Origin of the sequence: Rathayibacter rubneri (assembly GCF_023743255.1) — a bacterium.
Taxonomy (GTDB): domain Bacteria; phylum Actinomycetota; class Actinomycetes; order Actinomycetales; family Microbacteriaceae; genus Rathayibacter; species Rathayibacter rubneri.
The window spans coordinates 19,272-38,364 of record NZ_JAMRYM010000025.1; the positions used below are offsets into that span (position 1 = coordinate 19,272).

The following is a 19,093-nucleotide window of genomic DNA, read 5'->3' on the forward strand; positions in this document are numbered from 1 at the left end:
TGGGGCGGGGTCTCGATACGCGCTGCGCGCTACTCGACCAGCAGGCTGCCTGCTGATCGAGTAGCCGTCGCAGACGGCGTCTCGAGATCCCCCGCTCCGGAAGAGGCGGGTCTCGATACGCGCTCCGCGCTACTCGACCAGCATGGGCTCGAGCAGGCCGCTCAACGGCCGTCTCGACATCCCCGCGTCAGCTCGTCATCGAGTCGACGTACTCGCGGTTCTCGTCCATCCAGGCTGCGAGCGCCGCGTCGCGGTCGTCCGACGCGGAGTTGAACAGCGCGTTCTCGAGCGAGTAGAGCGTCTCGGAGTCCATCCGGAAGTCGCGCATCCAGCTGCTCAGCGTCGGGAAGTCGGCCTCGAACGAGCTCGAGCCGAACGAGTGGATGTCCTCCGCCTCGCCGAGCAGCCCCTTCGGGTCCTCGAGGTCCTTCACCGGGAACGCGTCGTACGCCCAGTGCGGGCGCCAGAGCGTCACGGCGATGTCCTCGCCGTTCGCCGTCGCGGTCTCGAGCTCCTGCAGCATCGCCGGTGTCGACGACGTCAGGTACTCCATCCCCTCGAGGCCGTACCCCGGGATGACCTCCTCGGTGGTGACGGTGTTCAGTCCCGACCCGGGCTCGATGCCGACGAGCCGGTTCCCGACGACGTCCGGATTCGCGGCGAGCTCCTCGAGCGTGTCGATCGGAGCGTCCTCGTTGACCGCGATGGTGAGCTTCGCCTCGTCGTTCCAGGCGCCCAGGTCGACGAGGTCGTCGCCGTAGCGCTCGAGGTAGCTGCCGTGGGTCGTCGGCAGCCAGGTGTCCAGCGCCAGGTCGAAGCTCCCGGCGGCGAGCCCCGCGAACCCCGGGGCCACGTCGATGTCCGAGAGCTCGACGTCGTAGCCCTGCTCCTCGAGCACCGCACCCCAGAGCGCCGACACGGCGATGCCCTCGTCCCAGCCCTGGAAGACGGCCAGGCTCACGTCGGTGCGGTCGCCGTTGTCGACGGAGGCAGTGCTCGCCGGGCCCGCCACGGCCGAGGCCCCGAGGGACGCGACGACCCCGACCGACACCGCGGCGACGGCGGAGCGGGTGAGCAGCACGGCGCGGCGGTTTGCGGCCCGAGCGGCTCGCGCGGGCGAGGGCGTGCCGAGCGATCCCGTCATGCGGTCGAGGACGATCGCCAGGATCACCACCGAGATGCCCGCCTCGAACCCCAGCGCCACGTCGATCCGGTTGAGGCTGGCGACGACGTCGCCGCCCAGGCCGCCCGCGCCGACGATGCCCGCGATGACGACCATCGAGAGCGCGAGCATGATCACCTGGTTGAGCCCGGCGAGGATCGAGGGCAGTGCCAGGGGCAGCTGGATCTGGCGCAGGATCCGCCACTTGGACGAGCCGAACGCCTCGCCCGCCTCGACGAGCTCGGGGTCGACGCCCCGGATGCCCAGCTCGGTCAGGCGCACTCCCGGCGCCATCGCGAAGACGATGGTCGCGACGATGCCCGGCACGACTCCGACGCGGAAGAAGATCAGCGCCGGAATCAGGTACACGAACGCCGGCATCGTCTGCATCAGATCGAGGACCGGGCGGATGATCGTCGACGCCGTCCGGTTGCGCGCGGCGAGCACGCCCAGCGGCACGCTCAGGGCGATGGCGATCACGGAGGCGACGAGCACCAGCGCGAGCGAGTCCATCGCGTTCTCCCACTGGTCCACGCTCACGATGACCAGCAGCCCGACCGCGGTGCCGATCGCGAGGCCCCGGCCGCGCGCGGCGTAGGCGAGCACCGCGAGGAACGCGATGATCACCCAGAACGGCGGAGTGGCGAGCACGACGTCCACGCCGTCGTAGAGCGCGCCGAAGACGGTCCTGATCAGGTCGAAGACGGGCTGGAAGGTGCTCGTCAGGGCGTCGACGCCGCTCTCGACGGCGTCGCCCAGAGGCAGGCGGATCATCGGACGCCTCCCTCGCTCGCGAGGACGGAGTCGTCGACGGGTCCGCCTGTCGCCCGCAGCGTCGCCGTGACGAGCTCGGTCGGGATCGTCGCGGGCGGCTCGATCACCGGCTGCTCGCCGGTGCGCGAGTCGACGTCGCCCAGCGCGGCGAGGAGCGTGACCCGCGGGATCGCGCCGAGCAGGCGTCCGCTCCCGTCGACCACCGCGACGGGCAGCTCCGACTCGACCGCGGGCTCGATGATCCCGCTCAGCGGGGTGTCCGGCGAGACGGCTACCACGTCCGAGGTGACGACGGCCGCGAGGTCGACGTCGCTGCGGCGCACCTGCTCCATCACGTCCCGGTCGCGCACCGTGCCCAGGAGGCGGCGGCCGGCTCCGACGACGAAGGCCGCCGAGGTCTGCAGGTCCCGCATGCCGCGCAGCGCCGCACGCGGTCCGGCGGCGAGGGTGACGACGGAGCGGGGCGGCTCCATCACGGCGGCCGCGGTCAGCACGCGGGCACGGTCGACGTCCTGCACGAACTGCGCGACGTAGTCGGTCGCCGGGTCGGTGAGGATCTCCTCCGGGGTGCCGATCTGCACGATGCGGCCGTCGCGCATGACCGCGATGCGGTCGCCGAGGAGCATCGCCTCGTTGAGGTCGTGCGTGATGAAGACGATCGTCTTCCCGAGCTCGTGCTGCAGCTCGATCAGCTGCTCCTGCATCTCGCGGCGGATGAGCGGGTCGAGCGCCGAGAACGCCTCGTCCATCAGGACGATGCCGGTGTCGGCGGCCAGGGCGCGGGCGAGTCCGACGCGCTGGCGCATGCCTCCGGAGAGCTCGCCGGGTGTCTTCTCCTCCCAGCCCGCGAGGCCGGCGCGCTCGACGGCCCGCAGCGCGCGCTCGCGTCGCTCGACCGCCGGGACACCCTGGATCTCGAGCGGGTAGGCGACGTTCTCGAGCACCGTGCGGTGCGGGAGCAGCGCGAAGTGCTGGAACACCATCGAGACGGAGGCGCGGCGGACGCGCCGCAGCTCGGCGTCGGACACGCCGGTGATGCTCGTCCCGTCGATCAGCACCTCGCCCGCCGACGGCTCCTGGAGCCCGTTCAGCATGCGGATGAGCGTGGACTTGCCCGAGCCCGAGAGGCCCATCACGACGAAGATCTCGCCGCGGCGCACCGAGAACGAGGCGTCGATCACGGCCGCGGTCCCCGAGGAGGCGAGGTCGCCGCGATCGGCACCCGCCCGCAGCCGCTCGACCACCTCCCCGGGACGCCTGCCGAAGACCTTGAAGAGGCCTCTCGCTTCGAGGGCGGGAACGGCGAGGTCCTCCAGGACCCCTCCGCCCGCGGGCTCGCTGATGTCGTTCTGGTTCTGCTGCACGTACGCTCCGTCGGAGCGCAGGACGGATCCCGCGCACTCTCATCTCGTGGTGCCGGGTCGGGGCGCGTGGGACCGCCCGACGCGAGCCTCCGCGTGCTGCCCGCCGCGAGGAGCGGCCGGGGGACGGAGGTGATCGGGGCGAGTCCGAGGCGGCCTCGGGGCCGCCTCCGCTCCCGCTGACCGTACGCTCGCGGCTCGCCGTCACGGGGGACGGGGCACGGGCGCGGACCGGTTCATCGGGGTCTCGAGGACCGCCGTCCACGGTAGCCGCGGACCCCCGATCGGGCAAATGTCCGACGATTGAGGGAGGGGCTGCTACAGCTGCCACCATCGGTGCCGAGTCTCGGAAAGCCCCGATCAGAGGGCGTTTCTCGCCGTTGCAAGATCGTTACCCGGGGCCGGTGGAAAACCGACCGCTACTCCGGATCAGGCCGCCGTGTCCCCCGCCGGACCGGACGGAGCAGCCGCCCCGACGCCGCTCACGGGCTCGCCCTGCCACGACTCGAGCACCCAGTCCGAGCCGCCTCCCTCGAGCACCACGACGCCCGTGTTGTCGAGCAGGTGATCGGCGATGAACCGGGCGTCGAGGTCCTTCGCGCGCAGTCCGGCCCAGCCGCGGATCGCGGCGCCGTGACTGACCAGCGCGACCGTTCGAAGACCCGACGCCTCGGCCTCGGCGACCACGGAGTCGTACCGCGCCGCGAACTCCTCCCCCGTCTCGCCGCCCGCCAGCTGCAGCCCCGTCTCGCCGCCCGCCCAGCGGAACACGGTGTCCATGTACTCGGTCACCGCCGCCTCGTCGCCGCGCATCTCGAGACCGGCCGCCGCGATCTCGCGGATCCCGTCGCGCTCGATCGGCTCGAGCCCGAGAGCGGCCGCGAGCGGTGCCGCCGTCTCGTGCGTGCGGCGCATCGTCGAGACGTAGATCGCGCCGATCCCCTCGCTCGCGAGCGTCTCGGGGAGCAGCTCCGCCTGCGTGCGCCCGAGCTCGGTGAGCCCGGGCCCGGGGATGCGGGTGTCGAGGAGCCCGGCGACGTTCGAGGGCGTCTGGCCGTGGCGGATGAGGAGCAGGCGCATGGATCCACGCTACCCGCCGAGCGCTGAAGGAACCCCGGACCGTCGAGGGAGCCCGCCGCAGCCGGCGGTCCGGACGGTTCGGGGTCCCCTCGGCGGGTGGCCGCGGCCCGCACGCACCCCCTGTGCCAGAATGACCGGGACCGAAGGGACGCGCCCGTGCCGGCACGATCAGGACGCAGCTCCGGAGTGACCCTCCACGACGTCGCGCGCGAGGCCGGCGTCTCGCTCGCCACCGCCTCCCGGTCGCTCAACGGCAGCCAGCGCAAGGTCGCCGAGGAGTACCGCGTCCGCGTCCTCGCGGCGGCGCAGCGGCTCGGCTACTCCCCCAACCTCTCGGCCCAGGCCGTCGCGAAGGGCTCGACCAGCACGGTCGCCCTCATCGTCAGCGACATCGCCGACCCGTACTTCTCGACCATCGCCTCGGGGGTCGCCGGCGCGGCGGAGGCGCTCGGGCTCGTCGTCACGATGGCCGTCACCGGCCGCGACCCGGCCCGCGAGCTCGCCGTCGTGCGCGCACTGCGGGGCGCGAGGCCCCGGGTCATGATCCTGGCCGGCAGCCGCTTCGCCGGCGAGGACGAGCGCGAGGCCCTGGTCGCCGAGCTGCGCTCCTTCGAGGACGCGGGCGGTCGCGTCGTGCTGATCAGCCAGGGCGGACTGCCCTTCCCCACCGTCGTGCTCGACAACCGCGCGGGCGCCCGAGCCCTGGCCGAGGCCCTCGTCGAGCAGGGCTACCGGCGCTTCGGAGTGGTCGCGGGCAGTCCCGCGATCCTCACCTCCCACGACCGCGTCCAGGGTTTCCGCGAGGGCCTCGAGGCCCACGGCCTCCCGCTCGCCGACGAGCTCGTCGTCGAGGCGCCGTTCTCGCGCGACGGCGGCTTCGACGGCGCGCGGGCGCTCCTCGCCGCGCACCGCGACGAGATCGACCTCGTCTTCGCGGTCAGCGACGTGATGGCGATGGGGGTCTCGTCCGCCCTGCGCGAAGCGGGCCTGGAGCCCGGAGTCGACGTCGGGGTCGCCGGATTCGACGACATCCCCACGGTGCGCGACGTGCATCCCGCGCTGACCACCGTGGCCGTCCCGCTGCGCGAGCTCGGCGAGCGCTCGCTGGCCGTCGCGCTGGGCGACGACGACGCTCCCGCCGACCCCGTGGCGACCTCCGTGGTCCTGCGGGCGAGCACTCCGGGGCCCCGAGCGACGTAAGGTGTGCTCACACGCGCCCGCGGACGGGCGGGTCCCGCGCTGACGCGGGCTCGGACGGTCCCTGCGAGAGGGCGCCGCCCGATCACAGAGAGCCACGGTGCCCCGATGCCGGAAGACAAGCCCGCGCCCCGGGCTCCCAGCATCTACGACGTCGCGCGCGCCGCCGGGGTGTCGCACCAGACCGTCTCGCGCGTCCTGAACGACCACCCGAGCCTGCGCGCCGAGACGAAGCGGCGCGTCCTCGAGGTGATGGCCGAGCTCGACTACCGCCCCAACCTCGCCGCCCGGGCACTGGTCACCAGCCGCACCAGGACCATCGGGGTGCTCTCCTCGCAGAGCCTGCAGTACGGGCCCGCCTCCAGCATCCAGGCGATCGAGGTGGCCGCCCGCGATGCCGGCTACCTCGTCGTCACGGCCAACGTCGACGGCACCGACGGCGAATCGATCCAGGCCGGGATCCGCCACCTGCTGAACCAGGCCGTCGAGGGTCTCGTGGTCATCGCGCCGCAGATCCGGGTCTTCGACATCCTGTCCGGAGCCGCGCTGCGCATCCCGCACGTGACCCTGCAGACCTCGGACGACTCGCGCGACGACGCGCTCTACGTCGACCAGATGGCCGGGGCCCGCCTGGCGACCGCCCACCTGATCGACCTCGGCCACACCGAGATCGTGCACCTCGCCGGCCCCCAGGACTGGATCGAGGCGGAGGCGCGCATGCGCGGGTTCCTCGCCGAGCTCGACGACCGGAACGTGGCGATGAGGCCGCCGCTGCTGGGCGACTGGAGCGCCGAGCGCGGCCACCGCGTCGGACTCGAGCTCTCGCGCTTCCTCGACTTCACGGCCGTCTTCGCGGCGAACGACCAGATGGCGCTGGGACTGCTGAGCGCGTTCCACGAGCGCGGCATCCGCGTGCCGGAGGACGTCAGCGTCATCGGCTACGACGACATCCCCGAGGCCGCGTTCTATTGGCCGCCGCTGACCAGCGTGCGCCAGGACTTCGCGGAGCTGGGCCGCCGCTGCATGGCGACGCTGCTGAGCCTGATCGAGGGAGAGCGGCCGGAGTGGGCAGCTCCGATCGCCCCGCAGCTGGTCGTCCGCGGGTCGACCTCGGCGCCCCGCACCCTGCGTCGAGTGACCGTCGCGGAGCGTCCGTCCGGGCGCGCCGTTACCGAGTCGCAACAAACCCGGTTACACGAAAGCGATCCGCGGGTCTAGCATCACTCCATGTGATCGCTCACATGAGCGCTCACATCCCGCCCCGCACCCGGGAGCGGCCACTCCCACTGCATTCAATGACGAAGGAATCACAGTGACCACTATGAAGCGCTCCCTCCTCGCCGGCCTCGCCGGCGGAGCGATGATCCTCTCCCTCGCGGCCTGCTCCAGCGGCGGCGACTCGGGCAGCGGCGAAGGCGGCGGCGAAGGCGGACTGGTCGGCGTCGCGATGCCGACGAAGTCCTCCGAGCGCTGGATCGCCGACGGCGACAACGTCAAGTCGCAGCTCGAGGAGGCCGGCTACGAGGTCGACCTGCAGTACGCAGAGGACGACATCCCCACTCAGGTCTCGCAGCTCGAGAACATGATCACCAAGGGCGCCAAGGCCCTGATCGTCGCCTCGATCGACGGCACCACCCTCACGAGCGTGCTCGAGGAGGCGGCCGCGAACGACATCCCGGTCATCGCCTATGACCGCCTCATCCGCGACTCGGAGAACGTCGACTACTACGCGACCTTCGACAACTTCAAGGTCGGCGTGCAGCAGGCCACCTCGCTCCTCGCGGGCCTGGGCCTCACCGACCTGACCGGAGCCCCCGTGGCCGACGCGCCCGCCGGCCCCTTCAACATCGAGCTGTTCGCCGGAAGCCCCGACGACAACAACGCCACGTTCTTCTTCAACGGCGCGATGGAGACCCTCAAGCCCTTCCTCGACGACGGAACCCTCGTCGTCGCGAGCGACGAGACCGAGTTCAACACCGTCGCCACGCTGCGCTGGGACCCCGAGGTCGCCCAGAGCCGCATGGAGGACATCCTGACCAAGACGTACTCCGACGGATCCAAGGTCCAGGGCGTCCTCTCGCCCTACGACGGCCTGAGCCGCGGCATCATCTCGGCCCTCACCGACGCCGGCTACACCGTGGGCACCGACTTCCCGGTCATCACCGGCCAGGACGCCGAGCTCGACTCCGTCAAGGCGATCATCTCGGGCGAGCAGTACGCCACGATCTACAAGGACACCCGCGAGCTCGCCAAGGAGGCCGTGCTCATGGCGCAGGCCGTCCTCGAGGGCTCCGAGCCCGAGGTCAACGACACCGAGACCTACGACAACGGCGAGAAGATCGTCCCGTCGTACCTGCTCGAGCCGGTCATCGTGACCAAGGACGACATCGAGTCGGTCCTGGTCGACGGCGGCTACTACACCGACGCCGAAATCAACGGCTAGATCGCGAACCTCGGTGGGGTGATCTGCGGCGTTGTCGTCGGTTGCGATACCTCCGGTATCGCGCCCTCCTCCGCCTTGCAGCTCACCCCACCGAGAACCGCGACAGCCCTCCGGAGGAGGAGCTCACCGGACGCCCTCCAGAAGGAGGAGCGGCCGCGGGACGCCCTCCAGAAGGAGGAGCTGACGCGTCACTCCTCTTATAAGAGGGGTGGAAGCGAGCCGGGCCTCCTCCGAGGGGCCGTGACCTGATCGGCGCCCGAGGGCGCGGGTCGGTACTGAGAGATCCGAGCCGGGTCCCCGAGCGGGGGCTCGGCTCCCTGAAGGAGTGAGGCGTAGTGAGCACCAACATTCTCGAGATGCGCGGGATCACCAAGACGTTCCCGGGCGTCAAAGCGCTGCAGGACGTGACCCTGAACGCCGCGCGCGGCGAGGTGCACGCGATCTGCGGCGAGAACGGCGCCGGCAAGTCGACGCTGATGAAGGTCCTGTCCGGGGTCTACCCGCACGGGACGTACGAGGGCGACATCGTCTTCGAGGGCGACGTGATGCAGTTCGGCAGCATCCGCGACTCGGAGGCCAAGGGCATCGTCATCATCCACCAGGAGCTGGCCCTCAGCCCCTACCTCTCGATCGCCGAGAACATCTTCCTCGGCAACGAGGTCCGCGGCTTCGCGGGGCTGATCGACTGGAACAAGACCAACCAGGAGGCGGCCGCGCTGCTCGCCCGGGTGGGTCTGAAGGAGAACCCGACGACGAAGATCCAGGAGATCGGAGTCGGCAAGCAGCAGCTCGTCGAGATCGCCAAGGCGCTCTCCAAGCGGGTCAAGCTGCTCATCCTCGACGAGCCCACCGCGGCGCTGAACGACGAGGACTCGGACCACCTGCTCGACCTGATCCTGCACCTCAAGGAGCAGGGCATCACGTCGCTGATCATCAGCCACAAGCTGAACGAGATCAAGAAGATCGCGGACACCGTCACGGTCATCCGCGACGGCAAGACGATCGAGACGATCGCGCACGACGACGTGACCGAGGACCGGATCATCAAGGACATGGTCGGCCGCGACCTCGACCACCGGTACCCGGACCACACCCCGCACATCGGCGAGGAGATCCTCCGCGTCGTGGACTGGACGGCTCACCACCCGCAGGACCCGACGCGCGTCATGGTCGACAAGGTGAACCTCACGGTGCACCGCGGCGAGATCGTCGGCATCGCCGGCCTCATGGGCGCCGGGCGCACCGAGTTCGCGATGAGCCTCTTCGGCCGCTCCTACGGCAGCCGCATCTCGGGGCAGGTCTTCAAGGCCGGCAAGGAGATCAGGATGCGCAACGTGTCGGAGGCGATCGCCCACGGCCTCGCCTACGCCACCGAGGACCGCAAGCACTACGGCCTCAACCTCATCGACGACATCAAGCGGAACATCTCGCTGGCCTCGCTCGAGAAGGTGTCGAAGGGCGGACTCGTCGACGACAACCGCGAGTTCGAGGTCGCCAACGAGTACCGCGGCAGCATGAACATCAAGTCGCCGACCGTCCTCGCCAAGACCGGCAAGCTCTCGGGCGGCAACCAGCAGAAGGTCGTCCTGTCGAAGTGGATCTACTCCGACCCCGACGTCCTGATCCTCGACGAGCCCACCCGCGGCATCGACGTGGGAGCGAAGTACGAGATCTACACCATCATCAACAAGCTCGCGGCCGCGGGTAAGGGGATCATCGTCATCTCCTCCGAGCTCCCCGAGCTCCTCGGCATCTGCGACCGCGTGTACGCGCTGTCGGAAGGCCGCATCACGGGCGAGCTGCCCATCGCCGAGGCGACCCCCGAGGCGGTCCTCACCCTCATGACCCAGGAGAAGCAACGATGACCGATCTGCAGAACACCCCGCCCACGGCGGCGGGTGCGCAGGTGAACCCCACCGAGAACGCGTTCACGAAGCGCCTCAGCCACGTGCTGGGCGACCTCGGCAAGAACGGCATCTTCATCGCCCTCATCGTGGTGGTGCTGCTGTTCCAGATCATGACCAACGGGATCCTCCTGCGCCCGCAGAACATCTCGAACCTGATCGTCCAGAACGGCTACATCCTGATCCTCGCCATCGGCATGGTGATGGTCATCGTGGCCGGCCACATCGACCTCTCGGTCGGCTCGGTCGCCGCGTTCGTCGGAGCCGTCTCCGGCGTCTTCGCCGTGACCATGGGCCTCCCGTGGTGGCTCTCGATCGTGCTGTCGCTGGCGATCGGCGCCCTGGTCGGAGCCTGGCAGGGCTTCTGGATCGCGTACGTGGGGATACCCGCGTTCATCGTGACCTTGGCGGGCATGCTGATCTTCCGCGGTCTCGCGCTCGTCGTCCTCGGCAACGCGAACATCGGCTCGTTCCCGATCGAGTACCGCGCGCTGGGCAACGGCTTCCTCACCGACCTGTTCGGCGAGACCGCGCTCGACCCGCTGTCGCTCGGAGTCGGCGCGCTGGCCATCATCGCCTTCGCCGTCCAGTCGTTGCGCACCCGCCGCGGCCGCCAGAAGTACAACCAGAGCGTCGAGCCGGGCGCCTGGTTCGTCACCAAGCTCGTCCTCGTCGCGCTCGTCATCGGAGCCTTCGCCTTCGCGCTCTCCACCTTCAAGGGCATCCCGGTGACCCTGATCGTGCTGGCCGTGCTGGTGCTGGTCTACGGCGTCGTGATGAACCGCTCGGTCTTCGGCCGCCACGTCTACGCCATCGGCGGCAACCTGCACGCCGCGGAGCTCTCGGGCATCAAGACGCGCAACGTCACCTTCTGGCTGTTCGTCAACATGGGCGTCCTCGCGGCGCTGGCCGGACTCGTCTTCACCGCCCGCCTGAACCTGGCGGGCCCGAAGGCCGGAGACGGCTTCGAGCTCGAGGCCATCTCGGCAGCCTTCATCGGCGGCGCGGCGGTCCAGGGCGGCGTCGGCACCATCGGCGGCGCGATCCTCGGTGGTCTGATCATCGGCGTCCTGAACAACGGCATGTCGATCATGGGCATCGGCATCGAGTGGCAGCAGGCGGTCAAGGGCCTCGTGCTCCTGCTCGCGGTCGCCTTCGACGTCTACAACAAGCGCCGCGCCGGCGGACGCTGATCGGAGTCCCGTGCCCGACTGGTCGCGGTTCCTCCCGCTGAGCGCTCGGCCCGACGTCGACGAGTCGGGGGTCAGCAACGACTGGCGCCCCCTCGTCGCCGATCGGCTCGACCGCCTGGCAGCACTGGCCGCCTCCCCCTCCTTCCTGGAGGGCGAGGCGGCCGGTGCCGTCTCCGCCCCCTCCGCGTCTCCCCTTCCCGCGTCCGCGGTGCTCGGCGAGCTCGTCGTCCGGCTCTCGAGCAGCACCGGACAGCGCTTCGCCACCCGCGTCGGCGCCCGCGAGGCGAGCACCCCTCCCCCGTCGTCCGAGATCCCCGGCGCGCTCGCGGCTCTCGCCTCGGCCCGCCGCTCCGGCTCCGGATCCCGCGGCATCGCCGACCTGGTCGACGTGGTCCGCGTCGAGCTGAGCCTCGTCACCGGCGTCGACCTGCCGCCCCGCGTCTCGGGTGCGATCGCCATGGAGCGGATGCAGCGTGCACCGCTCCCGATCCGCGCGGCGATCCGGGGCCGCTCGCTCGCCGCCACCGACGCGGGCTGGGAGCTGGGCCTGGGCCCCGCGGTCCGCGCGCCGGCCGAGGTGCTGCTGCGCTTCCTCCTGGGCCTCGGGCCGTTCCCGGACGCGCCGCCCGCCGAGGCGTAGGGCCGAGTCGTCCGCTTCCGGTGGAGGCTCCGCACGATCTGCAGGGCTTCGCACGATCTGCAGGCCTTCGCACGATCTGCAGGGCGATGTTCGATCTGCAGGACATGCGCGCCCGGCGGGGGTGCATCAGGCGGAGGAATCCGCTTGCCGGCTCGGATCCCCTGCGAATCGTGCAGCCTCCTCTCCGACCTGGCGACTCGCTCCGGCCGGCCCGGAGGAAGGCAGTGTCCGATCTGCAGGGCTCCGCACCATCTGCAGGGCTCCGCACCATCTGCAGGAGATGCGCACCATCTGCAGGAGATGCGCGCCAGGCGGGGTGCGTCAGGCGGAGGAATCCGCTTGCCGGCTCGGATCCCCTGCGAATCGTGCGCGAGCCTGCGAATCGAGCACGAGCCTCTCCGGTCCCGCACACCCACGGGGCCCCGCCCGCTCCCGGACCACCGGTTACGGCACAGCCCCGCCGTAGCATCGAGGGATGAACCGCTCGCTGCCGAGAAGCTCACCGTCCTCCCGCGGAGTCGACGCCGCCGGCGTCCTCGCCCTCGTCGACTCCCTCGAGGCGGCGCCGGGGATCGAGCCGCACGGGTTCTTCCTCGTGCGCGGCGGCAGCGTGGTGGCCGAGGGCTGGTGGGCGCCGTACACCGCCGAACGCGTCCACCTCCTCTACTCCTACTCGAAGAGCTTCACCGCGACCGCCGTCGCACTGGCGATCGCCGAGGGGCTCGTCGACCTCGACGCCACGGTGCTCTCGTACTTCCCCGAGCTCGACGACGAGGTGACGGATCCGCGCTCGCGCTCGATCCGCGTCCGTCATGTTCTCGCGATGGCGAGCGGGCACCGCGAGGAGACGATCGACCGGGCGCGCGCGATCGATCCGGTCGACATGGTCCGGGGCTTCCTGCTCCTGCCGCCCGAGGAGGAGCCGGGCAGCCTCTTCGCCTACAACCAGCCGTGCACCTTCGCCGCCGCCGCGATCGTGCAGCGGGTGAGCGGCGAGTCGCTCGTCGACTTCCTCCGCCCGCGGCTGCTCGATCCGCTCGGCATCGGCGAGGTCGCCTGGACGCGCGACGCCTCCGGGCGCGAGATCGGCTACAGCGGGCTGCACGCCACGACCGAGGCCGCCGCGGCCCTCGGACTCCTCTACCTGCAGGAGGGTCGCTGGGGCTCGGAGCAGCTCCTGGCCTCCGCGTGGGTGGCGGAGGCGTCGACGGCGCAGGTGCCGACCTCGAAGGAGGAGAGCGCCGACTGGAGCGGGGGCTACGGCTTCCAGTTCTGGCGCTCGACCCACGGGTACCGGGCCGACGGCGCCTACGGGCAGTTCGGCCTCGTGCTGCCCGAGCACGACGCGGTCCTCGCGATCACGGGGCAGACGACCGACACCGAGGGGCTGCTCGCGCGGGTGTGGGAGCACCTGCTGCCGGCGCTCCTGCCCTCGGGCTCGCCGGTTCCGAGCGAGGCGGAGGAGGCGCTCGCGAGGCGCCTCGGCGCGCTCGGCCTGCCTCCGCTCGAGCCCGCCGCCGGCGACGTCGCGCCCCGCCGCTTCCGCCCCTCGCACTCCGACGTCCTCTCGCTCACCGGTCTCGAGATCTCGGCGGAGCGCAGCGGATGGACGCTCGCGTTGATCGAGGGCGAGGACCGGCTCCTGGTCGCTCCGGGATCCGGGGAGTGGACGACCACGGGCGTGCTCGCGGCGAGCGCCGGCCGCGCCCCCGGCGGCGAGCTGCTCGTCGACGTCCTGTTCCTCGAGACGCCGCACCGGCTGCACCTCGTGCTCGACGCCGCCGCGGGCACCTTCACCGCCCGCTGGCGCACGGATCCGCTGCACGGCGGACCGCTCCGGGAGCTGCGCGCCCCGCGCTGAGCGGTCCGCCCTCGGGTCGAGGGCGATCCGCTCTGCCGCATGTTGACGTCGCCATGTACGGTGGGACGCGGGACCTGTTCGCGTGAACACTCCCGAGGTCCCCGTGCGAAGGAGCACAGCATGACGCCCAGGAAGAGACCGTTCGGATGGGCGGTGACGGCTCTCGTCGTCACCGGCCTGCTGGCCGCAGGAGCGCCGGCCGTTGCGGCCGCGCCGCTCGCGAGCGCGGTGGTGACCGATCCCGCCGACGGGGTCCCGCGCGCGGATCCGCCACCCGTGTACGACTCCTACCCCGCGATCCAGGACCCGGGACGGAGTGCGGCAGGCTACTTCCAGCCGAGCTGGTACGACACCGACGGGCGCCACATCCAAGCGCACGGCGGGCAGATCGTGACCGTCCAGGAGGACGGCGCGGACGTGCACTACTGGTACGGCGAGGACCGCACGAAGGGCTACTACAACTCCCCCGGAGTCGCCGTGTACCGCTCGACCGACGGGCTGAACTGGGAGAACCGCGGCACGGCGCTGCGCAGCGTCCAGGCTCCCGAGGAGCTCGAGCAGCCCTACTTCGACGCCCTCTACGACACGGTCGACGACGCGGGCACCCCGCGCGCCGACCGCATCGCCGAGATCGACTACCACCTCGACACGAACCAGACCTCCCCCAACACCGCGATCTTCGAGCGCCCGAAGGTGCTCTACAACGAGAAGAACGACCAGTGGGTGATGTGGTGGCACTCCGACGGCCGGATCACGCCGGGCGGCAGCACCTACGCGCGCTCGATGGCCGCGGTCGCGGTGTCGGACAGCCCGACCGGTCCGTTCACGATGACCGGTGCCTACCGCCTCTACAACCGCACCGACTACACGGCGTGCATCTCGGCGGCCGTGCCGGGCCAGGCCCGCGACATGACCGTCTTCCAGGACGAGGACGGCACCGCCTACATCTCCTACTCCTCGGAGGAGAACCGGAGCCTGTACATCGCGAAGCTCGACGCGGACTACACGAACGTCGAGCGCACGACGACGACCGACACCCTCGCTGCGAACCAGTACTCGGCCGACGGCCGGTACCCGTACGTCTTCGCCGACGGGACGCCCGGCGCGCCGGTGCGCGGCACCGACTTCCAGATCGTGAAGGAGTGCGGCGTCCTCGAGGCTCCCGCGATCTTCACCGAGGGCGGGAAGTACTTCACGCTCGCCTCGGGAGCGACCGGATGGGCGCCGAACCCGCAGACCTACTACACGGCCGACGACGTCCTCGGTCCGTGGATCCGCGGAGTGCAGTCGGACGACCCGTACGAGAACGTCCCCTACAACCAGATCCCCGAGGGCGGCGACGGCCTCCTCTCGGTCGGCGACACCCGGAAGAGCACCTTCGGCTCGCAGTCGACGGACGTCCTGACGCTGGGCCCGGGGAAGCACGTCTACCTGGGCGACCGGTGGAACGACGGCGCCGCCGACTCGAACTACGTCTGGCTGCCGATGACCATCGGCGAGAACGGCCGACTCGAGATGCGCAATCCCGCCGTGGAGGATCCGGCGCGCTGGGCCGACGGGTGGGACGCGTCCTACTGGGACGACAAGGGCGTCGGAGCCGGCCTCTGGTCGGTCGTCGACGACCGCCTCCCCGAGACGGTGACCCGCGCGGACGACATCGGAGCCTCGCTCCCCGCGACCGTGTCGGTCCGCTCCCCCGGCGGCACGCGCGACGTCGCGGTCGACTGGGAGCCGACCGGGCCGAACGTCCTCGGGACGCTGCAGATCACGGGCGTGCTCGCCGGTGACGCCGAGTACTCGGACGGCCGTCGCTTCACGCGCACCGTCGAGGTGGCCGAGCCCGGCATCGTGAACCTCGCCCGTCAGTCCTCGGTGACCGCGTCGAGCCGCGCCGATCTGGCGCCGAAGCTGATCGACGGCGACGTGAAGGGCAAGGGCTGGGACGACTGGTCCTCCTCCGGTTTCCCGCGCGACAGCCGCCTCACGTTCTCGTGGGGCTCACCGCAGGACCTCGACTCGCTCACGGTGCACACCTACAAAGACGGGGCGGCGAGCTGGCCCTCGAAGGTCGAGGTCGAGTACCAGGTCGGCGGAGCCTGGCGCACGTCGACCGTCTCGGCGACGCTGACGCAGGTCGCCGCCGACGCCGCACCGACCGTGGCGCTGGATCTCTCCTCCCTCCCCGACACCGCGGCCGTGCGCCTGCACCTCACCAGTGCGGCGAACACGTGGCAGTCGATCTCGGAGGTCGAGATCTGGGGCGACGCTCCTCCGGTGAACCTCTGCCGGCTCCCGGGCGCGAGTGTGAGCGCCTCGTTCAGCCAGACGGAGTGGTCGACGCTCCCCGCGACGAACGCCTGCGACGGCAGCACGGCGACCGCCTGGTCGACCTGGTCGGGGACCGCGCTGAAGAGCAGCTCGGACTTCACGCTCACCCTCGCCGAGGCGCACCGCGTCGACCGCCTGACCTTCACGAACACGGAGGGCACCCTCGCCTCGGCGAGCGTCGCCTACCGCGGCGCCGACGGCGTCTGGCGACCGACCACCGCCCAGGCCGCTCCGGTCGCGGCGAACGGCTCGGCCACCACGCTCTCCTTCGGCGCGGTGACGGCGACCGGGCTGCGGATCACGTTCGCGACCCCGAACTCCTACGTGAAGATCCCCGAGATCGTGGTGCCGGAGGCCGCGGCGCCCGCGCTCGTGGTCCCCGTCACCGTCTCGACCCGGTGCATCACCGGGAAGGCGTACCTGTCGGTCACCGCGACGAACGGATCCGCGGCGCCCGTCGACGTGACGATCCGCTCGAGCTACGGCCAGAAGGCGTTCGCGCAGGTCGCCGTCGGAGCGAATGCGACGCACACGTTCACGACGCGCCGGACGACCGCTCCCGCGGGCGAGGTCGTCGTGACCGCCGTCGGCGGCGGCGAGACCCTCGAGCAGAGTGCGGCGTACCCCTCGCGGAGCTGCTGACCGGGAGCACGTCGCAGGAGCCCCGGTCGGGCGGAGGGGCCCCCTCCCCCGACCGGGGCTCCTGCACGCTCGGGGGCGTCCCGCCGCGTGCACCGGACGAGGGGTCTCGGTGGAGCGGGCGGCGCTGGTACGAAGGAGGGCCGCTCCGACGACGCACGGCAGAACCAGGAACCACCCGTGATCCACCGCACCCGCACCGCCGCCCTCGCCGCGGCCGCCCCCACGGCCGGCCTCGTGCTGTCCCTCTTCTTCGCGACCGCCGCGGCAGCTCCGGAGGCGGTGCCCCCGTCGGCGCCGGCGCCCGCGGCGACCAGCGCCGCTCCGGATGCGCCCGCTCCCACCGCCGACCCGATCAGCGGGGTGCGCTCGAGTGCGACGGCCGAGGAGGACGCTGCGGCGCCCGTCGCGCTCCCGCCCGTCGGCCCTGCCGGTGGTGAGCCGGTCGGGACCGCGCCCCGGGAGTCCCCCGTTCCGCCGGCTCCCATCGAGCAGGTCTCCGTCGAGCAGGGACCGGTCGAGCAGGACCCGGTCGAGCAGGGTGCGGGCGGCGTCGACGTGGGAGTCGCGATCGACCCGCCGACGGATCCCGGCGCGCTCGCGATGACCGTCGCGGGCGAGGCGGTGGCGCTGTCCGAGTCGGCGAGCACGGCCGCGGTCCGCCGCTTCGTCGGGACGCTGCCGACGGTGACCGTGCGCGACACCCGGACCCCGGTCACGGACCGCCCGGGCTGGTCGGTGCTCGGTACCGCGAGCGCCCTCACCGGAACGAGCGGTCAGCCGCCGATCGGAGTCGAGCACCTCGGCTGGGCGCCGCGCCTGCTCGAGGGCGACTCCGTCGCGGCGGGCCCCGTGGCGCTCACGGTCCTGGACGACGCAGCGGCCGGGTCGCGCCCCGGACTCGTCGAGGCCCCGCTGCTGACGATCGCCGAGGGCGCCCGGCCGGGCCGCTGGACGGCGGACGCCGAGCTGGTCCTGCAGACGCCGGCGAGCGTCCGGGCGGGCCGGTACGCCGCCGTGCTCACGCTGTCGCTCTTCGAGTGAGCGGGCGGGCTCGGGCCGTCGTGCGCGCGCACACCTCGACGACCCCGCGCTGACCGCGCGGGTGTCCTCGGTCCGACGGCGGGCTCCCGCGAGACGCCGCTCCCGTCCGCCTCCTCCGACGCATCAGGTTCCGGAGCGGCGTCTCGCGTCGCCCGTCGGGCCGGTGAGCGACGCCGCGCGGAATGCGCTTGCCCCCGGCGGAGGCGCGGTCCTACACTCTGGTAAACGCTTTCCGTCCGGCTTCTCCGCCGGTCGCAGCACCGCACACCAGAAGGGCCTCCCGTGTCAGAGTCGACCACCCCCGCCACCGCCGAGCCGCGCACCCTCGGCATCATCATGAACGGCGTCTCGGGCCGCATGGGCTACCGCCAGCACCTCGTCCGCTCGATCCTCGCGATCCGCGAGCAGGGCGGCGTGCTGCTCTCGGACGGCACCCGCGTGCAGCTCGAGCCGCTGCTCATCGGCCGCAGCGAGGCCAAGCTCGCCGAGCTCGCCGCCCGCCACGGCCTGGAGCACTGGACCACGGATCTCGACGCCGCCCTCGCCGACCCGAAGTGGCAGATCTACGCGGACTTCCTCGTCACCAAGGCGCGCGTCCCCGCCCTGAAGAAGGCCATCGCCGCGGGCAAGGACATCTACACCGAGAAGCCCACGGCCGAGAGCTACGCCGAGGCCCTCGAGCTCGCCGAGCTGGCCAAGGAGGCCGGCATCAAGAACGGCGTCGTGCACGACAAGCTCTACCTGCCCGGGCTGCAGAAGCTCAAGCGCCTCATCGACTCCGGCTTCTTCGGCCGCATCCTCTCGGTCCGCGGCGAGTTCGGCTACTGGGTCTTCGAGGGCGACTGGCAGGACGCTCAGCGCCCCAGCTGGAACTACCGCAAGGAGGACGGCGGCGGCATCATCGTCGACATGTTCCCGCACTGGAACTACGTGCTCGAGAACCTGTTCGGCGCCGTCGAGGGCGTCTACGCCAAGGCCGCGACCCACATCCCCGTGCGCGTCGACGAGAACGGCGACGAGTACACGGCGACCGCCGACGACGCGGCCTACGCGATCTTCGACGTCGCCGGCGGTGCGACCGTGCAGCTGAACTCCTCCTGGGCCGTGCGGGTGAACCGCCCCGAGCTCGTCGAGTTCCAGGTCGACGGCACCCTCGGCAGCGCGGTCGTCGGGCTCTTCGGCGCCAAGGTGCAGCCGCGCGTCGCGACCCCCAAGCCCACCTGGAACCCCGATCTGCCCGAGCAGCACGTCTACGCCGAGGACTGGCAGGAGCTGCCCGTCAACGACGTCTTCGAGAACGGCTTCAAGACGCAGTGGGAGGAGTTCATCCGCCACGTGGTCGAGAACGGCCCGCACCCGTACGACTTCTTCGCCGGCGCGCGCGGCGTCCGCCTCGCCGAGCTCGGTCTCGAGTCGGCGCGCGACGGCCGCCGCATCGACATCGCCGCGCTCGACGCCGAGGCCGAC

General features: G+C 71.5%; 13 protein-coding genes. 10 read left to right on the top strand and 3 right to left on the bottom strand.

Annotated elements, in window-relative coordinates:
* Positions 1 to 187: 187 nt before the first annotated feature.
* The 3 genes from NB037_RS19860 to NB037_RS08070 all read right to left on the bottom strand — a co-directional run bounded on the left by NB037_RS19860 (position 188) and on the right by NB037_RS08070 (position 4,377).
* Positions 188 to 1,936, bottom strand: coding sequence for an ABC transporter permease/substrate binding protein (locus NB037_RS19860; RefSeq protein WP_308202062.1), 1,749 nt, complete (start codon positions 1,934 to 1,936; stop codon positions 188 to 190).
* Positions 1,933 to 3,279 carry a quaternary amine ABC transporter ATP-binding protein gene (locus NB037_RS08065; protein WP_372490720.1) on the bottom strand — a complete coding sequence of 449 codons (1,347 nt, stop codon included), beginning with the start codon at positions 3,277 to 3,279 and terminating at the stop codon, positions 1,933 to 1,935. The genes NB037_RS19860 and NB037_RS08065 overlap by 4 nt, the downstream gene beginning before the upstream one ends.
* A gap of 447 nt (positions 3,280 to 3,726) precedes the next feature.
* Positions 3,727 to 4,377, bottom strand: coding sequence for a histidine phosphatase family protein (locus NB037_RS08070; protein ID WP_251944926.1), 651 nt, complete (start codon positions 4,375 to 4,377; stop codon positions 3,727 to 3,729).
* 156 nt (positions 4,378 to 4,533) lie between these two features.
* On the opposite strand from NB037_RS08070, the gene NB037_RS08075 reads away from it, so the two are divergent.
* The 10 genes from NB037_RS08075 to NB037_RS08120 form a co-directional block, all read left to right on the top strand.
* Complete coding sequence (locus NB037_RS08075) at positions 4,534 to 5,577, top strand: LacI family DNA-binding transcriptional regulator (protein WP_251944927.1); 1,044 nt, start codon at positions 4,534 to 4,536, stop codon at positions 5,575 to 5,577.
* Positions 5,578 to 5,682: 105 nt separating this feature from the next.
* On the top strand, positions 5,683 to 6,792 hold the full coding sequence (locus NB037_RS08080) for a LacI family DNA-binding transcriptional regulator (protein ID WP_251944929.1): 1,110 nt from the start codon (positions 5,683 to 5,685) through the stop codon (positions 6,790 to 6,792).
* A gap of 103 nt (positions 6,793 to 6,895) precedes the next feature.
* Entirely contained in the window at positions 6,896 to 8,017 is a 1,122-nt protein-coding gene (chvE, locus tag NB037_RS08085) for a multiple monosaccharide ABC transporter substrate-binding protein (RefSeq protein ID WP_242683162.1), read from the top strand.
* Positions 8,018 to 8,352: 335 nt separating this feature from the next.
* Positions 8,353 to 9,882 carry a multiple monosaccharide ABC transporter ATP-binding protein gene (gene mmsA / locus NB037_RS08090; protein WP_077222411.1) on the top strand — a complete coding sequence of 510 codons (1,530 nt, stop codon included), beginning with the start codon at positions 8,353 to 8,355 and terminating at the stop codon, positions 9,880 to 9,882.
* On the top strand, positions 9,879 to 11,114 hold the full coding sequence (gene mmsB / locus NB037_RS08095; protein WP_251944931.1) for a multiple monosaccharide ABC transporter permease: 1,236 nt from the start codon (positions 9,879 to 9,881) through the stop codon (positions 11,112 to 11,114). Before mmsA ends, mmsB begins: the two co-directional genes overlap by 4 nt.
* 10 nt (positions 11,115 to 11,124) lie before the next feature.
* Complete coding sequence (locus NB037_RS08100) at positions 11,125 to 11,754, top strand: hypothetical protein (RefSeq protein WP_251944933.1); 630 nt, start codon at positions 11,125 to 11,127, stop codon at positions 11,752 to 11,754.
* A gap of 475 nt (positions 11,755 to 12,229) precedes the next feature.
* Positions 12,230 to 13,615: a serine hydrolase domain-containing protein gene (locus tag NB037_RS08105; protein ID WP_251944935.1), complete on the top strand. Its 1,386-nt coding sequence runs from the start codon at positions 12,230 to 12,232 to the stop codon at positions 13,613 to 13,615.
* 120 nt (positions 13,616 to 13,735) lie between these two features.
* Positions 13,736 to 16,585 carry a discoidin domain-containing protein gene (locus tag NB037_RS08110; protein ID WP_251944938.1) on the top strand — a complete coding sequence of 950 codons (2,850 nt, stop codon included), beginning with the start codon at positions 13,736 to 13,738 and terminating at the stop codon, positions 16,583 to 16,585.
* 177 nt (positions 16,586 to 16,762) lie between these two features.
* Positions 16,763 to 17,626 (top strand): hypothetical protein, encoded by an 864-nt coding sequence (locus NB037_RS08115; protein WP_251944941.1) that lies wholly within the window; start codon positions 16,763 to 16,765, stop codon positions 17,624 to 17,626.
* 336 nt (positions 17,627 to 17,962) lie between these two features.
* Positions 17,963 to 19,093, top strand: a 1,131-nt coding sequence (locus NB037_RS08120) for a Gfo/Idh/MocA family protein (protein WP_251944946.1), incomplete at its 3' end; no start/stop codon positions are given.

Bases quoted from the DNA above. Each gene is read 5' to 3' on its own strand.
- NB037_RS19860 (WP_308202062.1), bottom strand. From the start codon at position 1,936: ATGATCCGCCTGCCTCTGGGCGACGCCGTCGAGAGCGGCGTCGACGCC.
- NB037_RS08070 (WP_251944926.1), bottom strand. From the start codon at position 4,377: ATGCGCCTGCTCCTCATCCGCCACGGCCAGACGCCCTCGAACGTCGCC.
- NB037_RS08080 (WP_251944929.1), top strand. From the start codon at position 5,683: ATGCCGGAAGACAAGCCCGCGCCCCGGGCTCCCAGCATCTACGACGTC.
- chvE (WP_242683162.1), top strand. From the start codon at position 6,896: ATGAAGCGCTCCCTCCTCGCCGGCCTCGCCGGCGGAGCGATGATCCTC.
- mmsB (WP_251944931.1), top strand. From the start codon at position 9,879: ATGACCGATCTGCAGAACACCCCGCCCACGGCGGCGGGTGCGCAGGTG.
- NB037_RS08105 (WP_251944935.1), top strand. From the start codon at position 12,230: ATGAACCGCTCGCTGCCGAGAAGCTCACCGTCCTCCCGCGGAGTCGAC.
- NB037_RS08110 (WP_251944938.1), top strand. From the start codon at position 13,736: ATGACGCCCAGGAAGAGACCGTTCGGATGGGCGGTGACGGCTCTCGTC.